This window comes from Oceanobacillus neutriphilus (assembly GCF_014645515.1).
Taxonomy (GTDB): Bacteria; Bacillota; Bacilli; order Bacillales; family Amphibacillaceae; genus Oceanobacillus; species Oceanobacillus neutriphilus.
Genome location: NZ_BMLW01000008.1, coordinates 202,121 through 217,566, shown reverse-complemented (window position 1 = coordinate 217,566; position 15,446 = coordinate 202,121). Strand labels below are relative to the sequence as shown.

General features: G+C 39.0%; 16 protein-coding genes and 1 pseudogene. All 17 read right to left on the bottom strand.

Going from position 1 to position 15,446, the window contains the following annotated elements; genetic code table 11:
- Positions 1–879, bottom strand: a complete 879-nt coding sequence (gene glyQ, locus IEX29_RS14655; protein WP_188735115.1) for a glycine--tRNA ligase subunit alpha — start codon at positions 877–879, stop codon at positions 1–3.
- A 350-nt stretch (positions 880–1,229) separates the two neighbouring features.
- Complete coding sequence (gene recO, locus IEX29_RS14650; RefSeq protein ID WP_188735114.1) at positions 1,230–1,973, bottom strand: DNA repair protein RecO; 744 nt, start codon at positions 1,971–1,973, stop codon at positions 1,230–1,232.
- 59 nt (positions 1,974–2,032) lie between these two features.
- Positions 2,033–2,194 carry a YqzL family protein gene (locus IEX29_RS14645; protein WP_147209436.1) on the bottom strand — a complete coding sequence of 54 codons (162 nt, stop codon included), beginning with the start codon at positions 2,192–2,194 and terminating at the stop codon, positions 2,033–2,035.
- 180 nt (positions 2,195–2,374) lie between these two features.
- Entirely contained in the window at positions 2,375–3,277 is a 903-nt protein-coding gene (gene era / locus IEX29_RS14640; RefSeq protein WP_188735113.1) for a GTPase Era, read from the bottom strand.
- Between the two features lie 1,061 nt (positions 3,278–4,338).
- On the bottom strand, positions 4,339–4,701 hold the full coding sequence (locus IEX29_RS14635) for a diacylglycerol kinase family protein (RefSeq protein ID WP_188735112.1): 363 nt from the start codon (positions 4,699–4,701) through the stop codon (positions 4,339–4,341).
- Positions 4,691–5,155 carry an rRNA maturation RNase YbeY gene (ybeY, locus tag IEX29_RS14630; RefSeq protein WP_188735111.1) on the bottom strand — a complete coding sequence of 155 codons (465 nt, stop codon included), beginning with the start codon at positions 5,153–5,155 and terminating at the stop codon, positions 4,691–4,693. The genes IEX29_RS14635 and ybeY overlap by 11 nt, the downstream gene beginning before the upstream one ends.
- Positions 5,155–7,281, bottom strand: a complete 2,127-nt coding sequence (locus IEX29_RS14625; RefSeq protein WP_229720231.1) for an HD family phosphohydrolase — start codon at positions 7,279–7,281, stop codon at positions 5,155–5,157. The genes ybeY and IEX29_RS14625 overlap by 1 nt, the downstream gene beginning before the upstream one ends.
- A 226-nt stretch (positions 7,282–7,507) precedes the next feature.
- Positions 7,508–8,479, bottom strand: a complete 972-nt coding sequence (locus IEX29_RS14620; RefSeq protein WP_188735109.1) for a PhoH family protein — start codon at positions 8,477–8,479, stop codon at positions 7,508–7,510.
- A gap of 2 nt (positions 8,480–8,481) precedes the next feature.
- A complete protein-coding gene (gene yqfD / locus IEX29_RS14615; protein WP_188735108.1) occupies positions 8,482–9,699 on the bottom strand; it encodes a sporulation protein YqfD in 1,218 nt (405 codons plus the stop codon).
- Between the two features lie 109 nt (positions 9,700–9,808).
- Positions 9,809–10,108, bottom strand: a complete 300-nt coding sequence (gene yqfC, locus IEX29_RS14610; RefSeq protein WP_188735107.1) for a sporulation protein YqfC — start codon at positions 10,106–10,108, stop codon at positions 9,809–9,811.
- Positions 10,109–10,335: 227 nt separating this feature from the next.
- Positions 10,336–10,872, bottom strand: coding sequence for a YqfB family membrane protein (locus IEX29_RS14605; protein ID WP_188735106.1), 537 nt, complete (start codon positions 10,870–10,872; stop codon positions 10,336–10,338).
- A gap of 40 nt (positions 10,873–10,912) precedes the next feature.
- Positions 10,913–11,908: a flotillin-like protein FloA gene (gene floA / locus IEX29_RS14600; RefSeq protein WP_188735105.1), complete on the bottom strand. Its 996-nt coding sequence runs from the start codon at positions 11,906–11,908 to the stop codon at positions 10,913–10,915.
- A gap of 80 nt (positions 11,909–11,988) precedes the next feature.
- A pseudogene (locus IEX29_RS14595) lies at positions 11,989–12,360 on the bottom strand (flotillin-like FloA family protein); the annotation flags it as partial.
- A 25-nt stretch (positions 12,361–12,385) separates the two neighbouring features.
- A complete protein-coding gene (locus IEX29_RS14590) occupies positions 12,386–13,663 on the bottom strand; it encodes an NfeD family protein (RefSeq protein ID WP_188735179.1) in 1,278 nt (425 codons plus the stop codon).
- 287 nt (positions 13,664–13,950) lie between these two features.
- The gene (locus IEX29_RS14585; RefSeq protein WP_188735103.1) at positions 13,951–14,397 is read right to left on the bottom strand and encodes a GatB/YqeY domain-containing protein; all 447 of its coding nucleotides are present in this window, start codon (positions 14,395–14,397) and stop codon (positions 13,951–13,953) included.
- A gap of 14 nt (positions 14,398–14,411) precedes the next feature.
- Positions 14,412–14,588 carry a 30S ribosomal protein S21 gene (rpsU, locus tag IEX29_RS14580; protein ID WP_019377991.1) on the bottom strand — a complete coding sequence of 59 codons (177 nt, stop codon included), beginning with the start codon at positions 14,586–14,588 and terminating at the stop codon, positions 14,412–14,414.
- A gap of 111 nt (positions 14,589–14,699) precedes the next feature.
- A complete protein-coding gene (gene deoC / locus IEX29_RS14575; RefSeq protein ID WP_188735102.1) occupies positions 14,700–15,365 on the bottom strand; it encodes a deoxyribose-phosphate aldolase in 666 nt (221 codons plus the stop codon).
- Positions 15,366–15,446 lie beyond the last annotated feature (81 nt).

Below are 15,446 nucleotides of genomic sequence, written 5' to 3'. Positions count from 1 at the left end.
TTAGTTTCCCTCCTTTTTCAACATTGGAAAGCCTAATTTTTCACGCTCTTGTACATAAATCTTTGAAATGCTGCGGGCCAGATTACGGATCCGGCTAATATAGCCTGTTCTTTCCGTTACAGAAATAACCCCTTTGGCATCCAGAAGATTAAAGGTATGTGAGCATTTTAAAACATAATCGTATGCCGGGAAGACAAGCCCTTTTTCCATCGTTGTTTTTGCTTCTTTTTCATATTTTGTAAATAAATCAAATAACATATCTGTATTTGATGTTTCAAATGTGTAAACAGAATGCTCATATTCCGGCTGATAGAAAATATCCCGGAGTGTCACACCATTATTCCACTCTAAATCAAATACATTTTCTTTATCTTGAATATAGGAAGCGAGCCGTTCTATCCCATATGTTAATTCGACAGTAACCGGGTTGGCTTCTAAACCGCCAATTTGTTGAAAGTAGGTAAACTGCGTGATTTCCATACCGTCTAACCATACTTCCCAGCCAAGACCGGCAGCGCCAAGTGTCGGGTTCTCCCAATTATCCTCTACAAAACGGATATCGTGCTTGAGTGGATCAATTCCAAGTTTTTTCAAAGACTCTAGATATAGTTCTTGAATATTAGCTGGAGAAGGCTTCATAATAACCTGAAACTGATGATGCTGATACAGCCGGTTCGGGTTTTTTCCGTATCTGCCATCCGCCGGCCGTCTGGAAGGCTCTACGTAAGCAACATTCCATGGTTCTGGTCCCAGGCTTCGCAGCAGCGTCATTGGAGACATCGTTCCTGCACCTTTTTCGGTGTCATATGCCTGCATTAAGATACAATTTTGATCTGACCAATGATTTTGTAAAGTTAAAATCATTTCTTGAATATTCATTTACTCCACTCCTTTAATGGATAAGAAATTTACAATGTATTTCGCGTCCGGTAAAGCCAATAAGAAAAGCCGTCCCTATGTCTGTTTTAACCACAGACATAGGGACGGCTTAAAACCGCGGTTCCACCCTACTTGCTCTTCATTTTACAAGAGAAGAGCCTCTTTTCATTGCTGTTACTCCAAAGTTCCTTCCTGAAGCTTCTATAAATCCGGCTCACACCAATTCCAGACTCGCTTTTTACAGACAATACTTCAGTACTTTTCTTCATCATCATAACGACTATTTATAGCATTTTATACTTAAGATATATGTACAAATCATACTCTATCCGTCCTTGATTTGTCAATTATTACTTAAATAAATCAAGCTGGTCCAAAAACTTTCGTGATTTAATGAAATATCCTCCATAGCGGTCATAGTAAGCTTTTAAAATAGCCTGAAACAATTTTACATTTTCCGGTTTCATTTGGATTGTCCCGATACGTTCTAATTCTACCTCGGAAAATAGATATAGTATCCTCGCCAATTTTGGAGAAAGTTCTATTGCTTCCGGATCTAAATGGCGGCATTTAGGACATAAAAAACCGCCCTCCACAACAGAAAAAGCAAAAGGCTGCTGCGTTGACCCGCAATTTATACATTGATTTAAAACCGGGGCAAACCCGGCTTTTTTATAAAGTTTTAATTCATACATCATTATTGGAATTTCAGCCTGATCATTCTCTTCAATCCACTTAACTGTTTGTTGAAATTGTCCGAATACATACGGATCTATATTTTGGTTTTCCAGAAGCTTATCTGTAAGCTCTGCAATATAGGAACAATAAGCTGTTTTCACGAAATCTTCGCGTATTTTGCGATGTGAATTTAATAATTCCCCTTGTTGTATTGTACTCAACCCACTTCCAAGATAAACAAAAAATCGGGCAAAAACGAATGGCTGAGTAACAGCAGCCATTCGGCTTTTTGGTTTTTTTGCCCCTTTTGCCAGAGCTTGGAACTTCCCAAACTTTCCACTGTAAATTGTCACTAATTTATGTGTTTCACCATAATCTTTTGTTTTTAATACGATACCATCTATCTGCTCCAGCACTCTAAATCACCCGGCCTTACTTTAGTTTGAACAGAAAAATCATCGTTATATCTACCTGGTTAAACAGATGGCAAATCTAAACTCCCAGTCATAGAAGATCGGGTTTGTTCTTTTTGTTTCACTTCCGGGTTTAATTCTCCTTGCTGCTCTAATTCTTTTAATAATAAATAGGTTTCAATGTTTCCTGTTTGACAAAACAAATACCATGTTGCATCTAGCACAAGAAACCCCCGCCTTTCAAATTATTTTTTTGCTAAGACTAAAGCAATTGCTAAAAAAATACCCTGTTAATAACTTCCCGCTTCTTTTATAGGTTGGTTCGATTTGAACATTTCATGAGTATAAAAAATTACCATCTTTAAGAGGATGTTCTTAAAAATCCAATGAAAATGTCACATACATTAATACTCATCAAGTCGAAACCCAAATTCATGTAATTGATTTTGTTTGTTTCTCCAATCTTTTTTTACTTTCACCCAAAGCTCTAAATACACCTTAGAGCCAAGTAAAGCTTCAATATCACGGCGTGATTGCTGGCCAATTTTTTTCAGCATGCTCCCCTGCTTTCCAATTAAAATACCTTTTTGAGAGCTTCTTTCTGTAACAATCGTTGCTTGTACTAATAATTTTTCATTTTCATTTTTCTCTATATTTTCGATGACAACAGCAATCGAGTGTGGAATTTCTTCCTTCGTATGATGCAATACTTTTTCACGGATAAGCTCAGAAATAATGAATCTTTCCGGATGGTCTGTTACCTGATCCGCCGGATAATATTGTGGTCCTTCCGGCAACTTTTCTGCAACCACCTCTAACAGATGGTTAACATTATTTCCATCTAATGCAGAAATTGGAATAATTTCTTCAAAGGAATGCAGGTCCTTATATTGATCAATCAGCTGCATGAGTTTATCTGGATGAATTTTATCAATTTTATTAATTACCAGATACACCGGCTGCTTTACTTTTTGCAGCAGATCAATGATGTATTGGTCTCCGCGTCCATATCCTTCATCTGCATTAATCATGAACAAAATATTATCCACTTCATTTAAAGTATTCTCTGCTACCTGCACCATAAAATCGCCTAATCGGTGCTTCGGTTTATGAATTCCAGGTGTATCAATAAAAATCATTTGATATTCCTTGGTTGTCAGAACACCTTGAATTTTATTTCTTGTTGTTTGTGCCTTATCACTCATTATTGCTATTTTTTGACCAATAACCCGGTTCATAAAAGTTGATTTTCCCACATTTGGTCTGCCAATAATTGCAATAAATCCTGATTTAAAATTATTTGTCATGCTGCGTTCCTCCGAATTTCTATTGTTTGCTTGCTTCTTATCATACTACATTTTTAAGTTCGTTTCACTATATCGACAAAACCTTTAACAAACATACAATTTAATTTGTTTTTTGAGTAAATAGGTTAAGATTAACCAAGAAAATCACTTGGTCTTTAGAATACTGGTGTTCTTGACGTGGAGATGTGTTTTTTTGCTTTCTTTCAAACTCAACTTTCGCACTTTAAAAAGTAACTTCCTATTTACAGGAACAGGGGTTAATCATTTCTTCCATATATCTATTGACAAAGATAGAAGGTAAAGGGTAAAGCGGCCGCTACGGCGGACCGTTTTGCTTTCGACGTACAACTCTTTTCGATGGGGCGAGTAATCGCAAAAGCTCTTCGGTGGGACGAGTAACCGCAGTCCCAGTCCCAGGACGTACTAATGCAGGCGTTGCAACAACTCTTTTCGATGGGGCGAGTAATCTTAGGCCCCAGGACGTTGCGACCTTAGCCTGCCTAGGGGCACGCTCTTCAGCTAACTTTTGCCAAGAAGATCACTTGGCAAAAGTGGATCTTCAGATGGTGCTAACCCCTGTCCAGCTACAAGCGTCAAAAACTAGACAACTTCCCGACAGCGCCCTACGATAAAGAAGACTTAGCGACTGGCAAGCCGTCAGGCGCAGACAGAGCTAAAGTCGCGCTTATGCCCCGCGGGTGAAAGTCATCATCCGTTCGTAAACTCACGGTGATTCCTTTATCTCAGTTGCTTCGGTCCAGTTGTTACGTTTTTAACCGACGCTTTCCGCTTTTCTTTCAGGAGTCAAAACGGTCCGCCTTCGCTAGCGGGGTATTCTATACTGAAATAACTGAACAAATAAAAGGAAGATTTAACTAAAAGCAAGCATGCTAATAGAGACCATGTACATCCTGGAACAGCAAGGTTAGTATGTTTATTTTTAGGTGTGAAAGTTGAATTTCAAAGAAAAGAATATATTTCTGGAGCGGCTATCCTCCGCATTTCTTACTCTTAAAAAAAGAGGCTCCTGATAGGATCCCCTTTTGTAAATAATTATCAAATTATAGAAGCTGCATTATTTTTGGTCCGAAAATAAGTATTCCGACCACAACGGATATAATAGCTGTGACAAGAACGACGCCTGCTGCAATATCTTTTATTTCCTTTACTCTTTCATCATATTCCGGCTGAATAAAATCCATAATCCGCTCAATGATACTGTTTATCATTTCTGTGATAAGTACGAGACCTATGGTTAATAAAATAACTGCCCATTCGATGAGAGAAAGTTTGAAAAAGAAACCTAATGTAACAACAATTACTGTTGCCGTAAGATGCAGCTGAAAATTAGACTCCTTTTTCACAACCGTTTTTAGCCCTGCCCAAGCAAAACGGAATCCAACAATTCTTTTTTTATCTTTCAATGCCAAATTCACCTAGTATTTCGTCCTGTCTGCGGAACATTTTCTTCTCATCCTCCGCATTCATATGGTCATACCCAAGCAGGTGCAAGAATCCATGCAATGCTAAAAAGGCCAGCTCTCTCTCAAAGCTGTGATTATATTCTTCAGCCTGTTCTTTTGCTTTATCTATCGAAATAATGATATCTCCGAGCACAATCGGCAATCCCTCTCCGACAATTTCGAGCTCTTCCTCTTCCATTTCCTGCATTGCAAATGAAATTACATCAGTAGGTTTATCTTTATCACGGTAGTCTCTGTTGATTACCTGAATTTGTTCATTATCCACAAAGCTGATGGAAACTTCTGCGTCAGGAGCCACCTTCTCCGCTTTTCCGGCAATGGTGAGAAGCTTCTCTACAAGCTCAATATGCTCATCTGCCACAGCACCTGTTTCATCTTGAAAATCAATCATCATTATTTATCACCTTCCTCTTTCGGATACTGAATTCTGGAATGGAAAATTCCTTTTAATGAATCACAAATCGTATGTTGTATGGTTTTTAACTCTCTTAATGTTAAAGGACTGTTATCCAATTGTCCATCTGAAATTTTACTGCTGATAATAGCAGAAACAATCGAATCGATCTGTTCAGGCGTCGGGTCCTGTAACGAACGGACTGCCGGCTCCACAGAATCACAAATACAGATAATAGCTGTCTCTTTGGTTTCCGGCTTTGGCCCGGGATATCTGAAATCCGATTCATCTGTTTCAGGATTCAGCTCCTTCGCTTTTACGTAAAAGAACTGAACCAAAGAATTAGAATGATGCTGCTTCGCAATATCAATGATTTCCTTTGGCATCTTATGCGCCTTTAACATATTTGCTCCATCAGTTGTATGGCGGATGATAATATCTGCACTTTCTTTTGGCGGCAGCAGGTCATGCGGATTTTTATTCGGCATCTGATTTTCGATAAAAAATCCCGGCCGGACTGTTTTACCAATATCATGATAGTAAGAACCTACCCGCGCCAACAAGCCGTTTGCTCCTACCGCTTCGCATGCTGTTTCACTAATGTTGGCAACCATGACAGAATGATGATATGTTCCGGGCGCCTCCACCAGAAGCTTCTTCAACAAGGGCTGGTTAGGATTGGATAATTGCAACAGCTTCATATCTGTTAATGTTCCTAAAAAGCTCTCAAATAACGGCAATATCCCAATTGCCAAGACCGCAGAAAGGCAGGCAGCAGCAATACCAAATCCAATATATAAAAACACATCAAACCATGTATATTTTTCAAAGGACAGGAATAAAAATAAAATAATGACAGCAGAATGAATAAGGATTAAACCTATTGCTGTTTTTAGAATAACTAAACGGTCACTTATTTTTTTCATTAATACAATCGCCGCAAGCTGAGAGAAAAGAAAATAAATAGCAGCTTCGACATGCAGCATCCCGGCAATATAATTATTAAACATAAATGCAGCTAATATAGCATACAAGATGCTCAGCCGTATGGCTGTACGATCGTTTATTAATATTTTTAATAAAATAGCAATAGCTGCAATTGGTGTGACTAAATACAGTGCGTTAGACTGGTCAAAGAAAACACTTTGAATCTTCATAATAAAGATTGCCAGTGCACTTAACAGCACTGTTGCTATAATTGGAAGAATACTCCAGTTTCTATTTTTAGCAATTTGAAAGCTTTCATAGCCAAAAAAGTAAGCAATCACAGCTGCCAAAAACCCCAAAGCAAGAATCGGGTAAATATTACCGTCCTGTGATAATACCCCCACTAATTCCAACTGTTCATAGATTTCATTTGTAATGGTCTGCCCTTCACGGACAATGGTTTCTCCGGCCCGGATAATCACAGGGTCTACAAGTGTTGCCGCATCCTTTTTCTCCTGGGCTGTTTCTTCATAATCAAAAAAGGAATTTTCCACAACAGCAAAATCTGCTAATTCGATTAGAGCTCCCTGCAAATCTTCATTTAAATCCGAATAAGATATAGCACGGTCTACATTGGTTATTCCAGATTGTATATTTTCTACTCTTATCCCCTGATTTAACACTTCTTCCAATGCTTGTGAAAATATAGATTCAGCTTCTTGCAAAGCATCAGCCGGCTGCTGCAGCAGTGTAACAAATATATCTTCAGAAATTTCCGAACTGATTTCCTCGGAAAGCAGGGCTTTTAACTCGACTGCCTCCTCCTGATAAACGTCTTCTATTGCATCTTCTGTATCTTCATCATGCTCTTCCTTCACTTTAAATACCGCTTCAAAGATTTCATTAATATAATTTAATCTTTCTTCTGTGACTTCTTCGGAAATGCTATACCGATCGGGAACAGCATCTACAGCTTCCCGGATCCTCTGATCCGTCTCCTGCTTATTCTCAATAGTGATCGGTGAACGTATGGTCTCCTCAGAAACTGCAAAACGCTGGATATCATATGTATCGGTACGCACATTATCTAATAATGTTATAAAAACAACTGCTCCTATAATAAGAGCTGGAATAATTGCAAAGAGAGATTTTCGTCTCTTTCTAAAAAAAGGGAGTATTTTCCTCCATCTATTTTTCAACACTTTCACCTCATTACACATTTTTACCGGCTGCATTCATATGATTATGGTGTTTCATTTGTATGACCCGATTGATTCCAGCTGCAAATTATAGGAAAAACGACTGGATGAAAAGATAATACAGATTTCTTAACTGATATTCCTGCTTAACAATAGATTATGTCTAAATATGGATGTTGGAAATACAACTCTCTTATGTACAACAAGGATGAGACGTTTCCCTGTCTCATCCTTCATTCTCACTTTCAGCTTCATAAGCATTTATAATTTTTTGAACAAGCGGATGCCGGACTACATCAGCAGCCTGCAGATGTACAAAGGCCAATCCGTCGATTACAGCCAGCATACGCTCCGCAACCCTCAGTCCGGAAGTTACCCCTCTGGGAAGGTCCACCTGTGTCATATCTCCTGTAATAATCATTTTTGACCCAAACCCTAAGCGGGTTAAAAACATTTTCATTTGTGCCGGCGTTGTGTTTTGAGCTTCATCTAAAATGACAAAAGCATCATCTAATGTTCTACCGCGCATATAGGCCAATGGAGCAATTTCAATTGTTTCTCTTTCAATTAAACGCGCTGTATGCTCAGTACCCAGCACATCATGCAAGGCGTCATAGAGAGGTCTTAAATAGGGATCTACCTTTTCTTTTAAATCACCTGGTAAAAAACCTAAGCTTTCCCCTGCTTCTACTGCCGGTCTGGTTAAAATGATCTTTTTCACAAGTCCATTTTTCATCGCATGAACGGCCATAACAACAGCCAGATATGTTTTCCCTGTACCGGCCGGGCCAATCCCAAATACTAAATCTTTAGACTTGATAGCCTGGATATACTGCTTCTGTCCAAGTGTTTTTACACGGATTGATTTCCCTTTATAATTTTTTGTGATTTCATCTTCAAATAATGTTTCAAATTGTTTTATTTTACCTTTTTTTGCGAGTTCTACTGCATAAACAACATCCCGCTCTGAAATGGTTTGACCTTTCCGGATAACGCTCAAAATTGTCAGGAGAATCTCTTGTATCAATTGCACAGCCTGTTCATCTCCAGAAACACGAATTAATTCGCCTCTGGATATAATATCTACTCCAAGTAAAGCTTCCAGCTGTTTAAGATGCTTATCATTAGCACCAAATAAAGCAAGCGCTTCATTGGCACCTTCTAATTGTAAATCAATATCCACTAAGTTTTCGGGCATAATCAGTCTCCTTGAGTTATAAGTTCTTCTTTTACAATATTTTCTTCTACAGAAAGATATAAGACTAATTCAACTTTACCATGCTCTGTATGTTCATGTAAAATCTTTTCTGATAATATTACGGCTTCCGGACCAAGTTCGTTTTCCAGTTGTGCTCTTGCCTGCTGGATTCCAGCTTCAATCGCTTCCTCTTTTGATCTTTGTTCCTCTATTTTCTCCGTCTCACTTATTTCTTTAGAAACATACGATATAGGCAATTCCCATTTCAAAAAATGAATAGGCTGTTCCCTCCGTTCCTCCTGAGAATATATAAAGTCCGGATCTCTGAATCCCCAGAAAGGAAGCTGAACATCTCCAAAACGTAAATAATGTTTCTTTTTCTGTTCACCTGTTATCTTTTCGGCCTGATATTGGAGCGGAATACTGACATGAACCTCGTACCACGTATTTGCTATTACTTCTGCTTCTGCAGCGATAGGCTGTCTCTGGCTTCCTTCAGCATCTGTATTATTTTCCCCTTCTTCTGTATTTAAATTACCGGAAACTAAAACCTTTCCAGGAACAACATAATCATTCACACTTACCATAGCTCGTCCTTTAGAAACATACATGTTAGTAATAATTCCCTTTTTCGTTGCTACTAAATTTCTCGGCTCCCCTGGAGGCAGCTCTTCTACGATTGTTTTTTCAACAGCCTCCAGGTGCAGGGTTGTTCCCTGAAGATTCACACCTGTCCAAAGCAGCTCAGGCACTTCATTTAAAAGCTGGCGCTGTATATCTGTTGGTGTGTCAAGGGAAAATAACCAGACACCCGGATGTATTCCAAAGGCTTCAAGCTCTGTTTCTATTTTTTCTTCAATTTCTTTTGGGACGCCAGTTATTTTAACCGACCATAATAAATTAGATAAAACGAAAAAAAAGAGAAAGCCAATGAAAATACCGATAATCAGAAATCTTTTTTTACAGAGTCTCGAAAGGAAAAATGGAAAGCCTTTTCGATCAACAAAAGAAACTTTATATAAAGAATTTCTCCTTATTTTTCGTAAGGCCCCTAAATCCTTGAACATGATAGTAGCCTGACAGCAATCATCTTCTATTTTTTTAACATCCCAAATAAAAATACCCTTGACGGCACATTTTTGTAAAAACAATTCCGGCCTGGCTCCCCTAATCTGAACAGTAATGTATGCACGTATAGTTGGCGAATTTTCTTTTTTCATTTCAACCTCCTATGGCTCGTCTCATATCCTTTTCCTACAATGATGGTTTCTATACAAGCTCTTATTTTTCATGAAGAAACTCTTTGCAGGCCTGTTAATACTGAAGAAATCATTCTTCTTTCCCACCTTCATGATTTAAAAAGAGTACCTCTGAAATGGTTCCTTCCAGCATAATCTCCTTTGGCAGCATCATTTTAAGCACAAAGGAGTGCCCTTTAATACATACAAAACCATTGGCCACCTTTAATTTTAGCTCTTCATTTGTATATAGGGCCAAACCTTGATGATTTTCAATATAGAAATGCAAATGTCCAATGATTGTTATACGCGGCATCTCCATAACAACATCGGATGGAAGAGAGAATTGCTCCATTAAAAGCGAACGGATTCTTTGTTGCCATTTTTTCAATGATGATCCCCCCTCATTGATACATATGTAAAATATCTTTTGAACAGAACCAGTTTTAGAAGGAAAGAAGCCTTCTGAATAACATCTTTTAAGTGCGTGTTCAAAAAAGCCGAATTAGAAGTAAGAAGGTCAAGGCGACATGACTTGAGTACTTTTTGAACATCCTCTTTAAACAAAGAAATACCCTGGATAATATAGATATGTTATCCAGGGTATAAATGTGATTTTTATTTTCTTTTTTGCACAATACTTCTATACGGCTGCTTAGCACGGGGGGATCCAAGAACCTCCGCCATAATAATTCCGTTTACTAATCCTTTTCCGTCTAAATTCCCGGAAATCCGCCTTTTCATTTCACGTTTCCCCGGATTTACTTCTTCAACATTACGATTCACCATCAAATCTTTAAACTTCTGCTCGGCGTTCTCTAAATCTTGGGAAGAAGTCTGATACCGGTTTGCCAAACGTTCCATTTGTTTTTTCTGCTGTTCTTCAATGCTCCCGGCAGATATATCCGGACGCGCTCCTTCTCGATAGACTTGGCGCTCTGCACGAGGCTGCTCTCTTTTTCTTTGAGTCTGCTGCCTCGTCCTCATCTCTTGCGGAGAACGCTGCTGTCTTTGCCTGGTCTGCGTCTGATTTTGTGGAGGTGTAGACTGCTTCTTTTTCTGTTCTTCTTGTCTTCTTTTGGAATCACCAAGAAATGTGATTAACCCGGAAATAATAATAATAACAAGAAATAAATTATCGAATATCCAGTCCATATGCCCCCTCCTTTTTTGTCATTTTAACATCCTATTTTAATTACTTGTTTTGATCGTCATCCTTGTTATCTTTAGAAAGTTTACCGATAGAATCACGCATATCTGTATCTGCATCAATGTTTTGGTAGTTCATATAATCCATAACGCCCATTTTACCGGAACGCAATGCTTCTGCTAATGCAAGTGGTACATCTGCTTCTGCTTCCACAACTTTCGCGCGCATTTCTTGTACGCGGGCTACCATTTCCTGCTCTTGGGCTACAGCCATTGCACGACGTTCTTCGGCTTTCGCCTGCGCAATATTCTTATCAGCTTCAGCCTGGTCAGTTTGCAGGATAGCTCCGATATTTTTACCGATATCCACATCAGCAATATCAATGGATAATATTTCAAACGCTGTTCCAGAGTCAAGACCTTTACTTAATACAGTTTGAGAAATCATATCCGGATTTTCTAATACTTCTGTATGTGCATTAGAGCTACCGATTGTACTTACTACACCTTCACCGACACGGGCGATGATTGTTTCTTCACCGGCACCACCGACCAGGCGATCTATATTCGCACGTACTGTGATTCTTGCCAATGCTTTTACTTCAATACCGTCCATTGCAATACCTGCAATAAATGGCGTTTCAATTACTTTCGGATTTACACTCATTTGCACCGCTTCTAATACGTCACGCCCTGCTAAGTCGATAGCAGCTGCACGTTCAAATAATAAATCAATATTTGCCCGCTGTGCAGCAATCAGTGCGTTTACTACTCTGTCTACATTACCGCCAGCCAGATAGTGACTTTCCAGCTGGTTGGTTTTCACATCAATCCCGGCTTTATGTGCTTTAATAAGCGGGTTAATAACACGATTTGGCACAACGCGACGCAGACGCATACCAATCAATGTAAAGATGCTGATTTTCACCCCGGCTGCCAGGGCACTAATCCATAGTGCAACTGGAACAAAAGTAAATAAAATGGCTAAAGCAATAACGATAACCGCAATAATGATAAGCGGCATTAAAATTTCACCCTCCATGCAATTTCCTCCTAATATAAATAATTATTTTATTTCCCTAACTACGATACGAATACCTTCTACGCGAATTACCTTAAGTTTTTAACTGTCTCAAGTACATTACTGCCTTCTAAATCAATCGCAGCAGCACGTTCAAATGATAAATCAATATTAACCCTTTCCGCAGCAATCAATCCATTAACTACATCTTCAATGTTGCCGCCTGCCAAGTAATGTTTTTCCAGTTGATTAATTGTTACATCAATGTCTACCAGGTGTGCTTTAATCAACGGATTAACTATATATTTGGGATCAATTCGACGCAGACGCAGACCAATCAATGTGAAAATATTGATTTTCACTCCTGCCGCCAAGGCACTAATCCAAAGCGCCAGGGGCACAAATCTAAACAGGATTCCTAAAGCCACGATAAATGCAAGAATAAAAAGCAGCATGATAATCTCGTTATCCATGTATGCTCCTCCTGGTATTTTTAGATCACTTGACTTCCCTGACTACGACACGAACACCTTCCACTCGAATTACTTTGACCTTTTTCCCTTTGCCAATATAAGTTCCATCAGAAACAACATCAATGGTTTCATCATTTAATTCGACCAATCCAGAAGGGTGCAGCGGTGTTAATGAGTTTCCTTCAAGTCCGACAAGCTCTAAGCGGTTTACTGAGGATACATAACCCTGTTCGGTTGCTGTACTGTCTCTTAAAATAATATGGCGAAAAATCCCTTTATCCATACCAATTCGTCTAAACAGAATGATAGCAAGAATCACAGCGATTAAAAAGGCAATACCTATACTCATTGACATGTGTACCATATCATACCCTGACATGAATAACGATCCGACCACTGCAGCAATTCCCAGAACACCTAATATACCCCCAGTGACAAAGAACTCTGCTACAATCAGGCCAATACCGATGATAAGGAGTAGAAGTGCCTCCATTCCAGCCAGTCCGGCAACAATATGACCATAAAAGAACAATAGCAATGACAGTAACCCTAAACTCCCCGGCACTCCAAATCCAGGAGAATACAGCTCAACAATCAGCCCAATACTGGCAACAGAAAGCAAAATAGGTATAACCACCGGATGTGTCAGAAATCTTGCCAATTCTTCTGCAATAGACGTTTCCGTTTCTACAATGGTTGCTTCGGAAAGATCAAGTTCTTCGAGAAGTTCAGCGCGATTAGAAACAATTCCTTCCGCATAACCTACTTCTACCGCTTGACGCGGCCCTAAAGTTAAAAATTCTCCTTCAGGAGCTCCATATTCCGGTAAATCAATACTGCTATCTGCCATCGCTGCTGCATAAATAGGATCTCTGCCGTTTGATTCTGCAGCACTTCTCATCTGTGCAAGCCAGGCGGATTGTGCTTTTTTATCAGCTGCTGTTCCATCCTGATTGATGACGCCGCTTGCTCCCATTGTTGCATGCGGATTAAAGTAAATATTATCAGAGAATAAGGCAATATAAGAACCGGCGGATAACGCCTCGTTTACGATATACGATGTAGTAGGAATAGTTAGACTTCGAATATGCGAGCCTATTTGCCCCGCAGAATCTACACGTCCTCCAGGAGTATCAATTTCAAAAATGATGTGATCTGCACCATTTTCCATAGCTTCTTCTGTAGCCCGTTTAATAAAAGCTTCAAGTCCTCTTTCCACTTCATTTTCAATCGGAATAATATATACTGTTTCACCCTGACCCTGCTCGGCTTCTGCCTCTTTCCCTGTAAAAATCGATACCATGGTTAAAACTGACACAAAAAATATGTATACAGCCAACCGCCTGCAATGTCTTTTCAACTTGAATCACCCCCTCATCCTCCACCTTATCTATATTTACGAAAGTAATTCATAAAAGGTTTCATTTTTCGTGGATGGGTATACTTTGATAGTACCATACCTTTTAAAGGAATAGAAAGCTTCATCTAATATTCAAGTTAGAAAATTCTTTTATGTATTAAATGGATTCCTATAGTAAACTATATTTTAAATTCAAATTAAAAAACCAACCCAAATGTGGGCTGGTTTTTTTATCGCAATTTCTGCTCGACTATTTGTTTAATTTTAGTACCGTCAGCCTGTCCTTTAACCTTTGGCATCACGGAACCCATTACTTTCCCCATATCTTTCATTGAGGCAGCATTAACTTCTTTTATTGTATCCTGAATGATCGATGTTAATTCTTCATCTGAAAGCTGTTTTGGTAAATACCGTGCAAGTATATCCAATTCATTTTCGGTCTTTTCAACCAAATCTTCTCTTCCAGCATTTTTAAATTCTTGGAGGGAATCTTTTCTCTGCTTAACTTCTCTCGAAAGAATAGTTAAATCTTCGTCCTCAGATAGAGTATCTTTTCCAAGCTTAATCGATTCATTCTGAATAGAAGCCTTTACCATGCGAATAACGCTAAGGGTTTCTTTATCTTTGTTCTTCATCGCCTGCTTCATATCTTGATTCAATCGATCAAGTAGCGTCATACGTTACACCTTCTTTAGAATTTACGTTTTCTAGCAGCCTCAGATTTCTTCTTACGGCGTACACTAGGTTTTTCATAGTGTTCACGTTTACGATATTCCTGTAATGTACCACTTTTTGATACACTACGCTTAAAGCGACGAAGAGCATCCTCAAGAGACTCGTTTTTACGAACGCGAGTTGTATTTGACATGCTAATTTCCCTCCCTCCGAAGCACAAAACCATATTTAATGCTGACATGAACATACTTTCATGCCTTTTTAAAGTATAATATAAACCTTCCGAACGGTCAATGGTTATTTATTAATAATCTGAAGTTCCTTCTTTACCGGAAACAATTTCCACGCCGGCACTAGCACCAATACGTGTTGCCCCTGCTTCAATCATTGCTTCCGTTGCTTCTAAATCACGAATCCCGCCAGATGCTTTTACTCCCATCTCAGGTCCGACTGTTTCCCGCATCAATTTGATATCTTCAACAGTTGCACCGCCTCCGGAAAAACCGGTTGATGTTTTCACAAAGTCTGCTCCGGCTTCTTTTGCTAATTTGCAGGCAAGCACTTTTTCTTCATCTGTTAACAAAGCTGTCTCAATAATTACTTTCGTTAAAGCTTTTCCCTTTGCAGCATCTGCGACAGCTTTAATATCCGCTTTAACCAGTGCTTCATTTCCTGCTTTTAATTCTCCAATATTTATAACCATATCTACCTCTGTTGCGCCATTTTCAATCGCCTCTTTCGTTTCAAAAACCTTTGTCTGTGTCGTTGTTGCTCCCAGAGGAAAACCAATTACGGTACATACTTTTACCGGAGAATCCTTTAGTTCGCTTGCACAGTAGACAACCCAATGCGGATTTACACAAACGGATGCAAATTTATTTTCTTTTGCTTCTTCGACAATTTTTGCGATTTGCTGCTTCGTAGAGTCTGGTTTTAATAATGTATGGTCAATATAAGAAGCTAAATTCATAATTAATATCTCCTTTTTATGCGTGTTCAAAAAGTACGATAAACAGGTCCCAGAAGTTCAAGGCAGAAATTTGCCGCGTCA

Bases quoted from the DNA above. Each gene is read 5' to 3' on its own strand.
- IEX29_RS14620 (WP_188735109.1), bottom strand. From the start codon at position 8,479: ATGCCCGAAAACTTAGTGGATATTGATTTACAATTAGAAGGTGCCAAT.
- IEX29_RS14585 (WP_188735103.1), bottom strand. From the start codon at position 14,397: ATGACGCTACTTGATCGATTGAATCAAGATATGAAGCAGGCGATGAAG.
- glyQ (WP_188735115.1), bottom strand. From the start codon at position 879: ATGAATATTCAAGAAATGATTTTAACTTTACAAAATCATTGGTCAGAT.
- IEX29_RS14605 (WP_188735106.1), bottom strand. From the start codon at position 10,872: ATGGACTGGATATTCGATAATTTATTTCTTGTTATTATTATTATTTCC.
- ybeY (WP_188735111.1), bottom strand. From the start codon at position 5,155: ATGATGATTGATTTTCAAGATGAAACAGGTGCTGTGGCAGATGAGCAT.
- IEX29_RS14590 (WP_188735179.1), bottom strand. From the start codon at position 13,663: ATGGTATCGATTTTTACAGGGAAAGAGGCAGAAGCCGAGCAGGGTCAG.
- rpsU (WP_019377991.1), bottom strand. From the start codon at position 14,588: ATGTCAAATACAACTCGCGTTCGTAAAAACGAGTCTCTTGAGGATGCT.
- era (WP_188735113.1), bottom strand. From the start codon at position 3,277: ATGACAAATAATTTTAAATCAGGATTTATTGCAATTATTGGCAGACCA.
- floA (WP_188735105.1), bottom strand. From the start codon at position 11,908: ATGGAGGGTGAAATTTTAATGCCGCTTATCATTATTGCGGTTATCGTT.
- yqfD (WP_188735108.1), bottom strand. From the start codon at position 9,699: ATGAAAAAAGAAAATTCGCCAACTATACGTGCATACATTACTGTTCAG.
- deoC (WP_188735102.1), bottom strand. From the start codon at position 15,365: ATGAATTTAGCTTCTTATATTGACCATACATTATTAAAACCAGACTCT.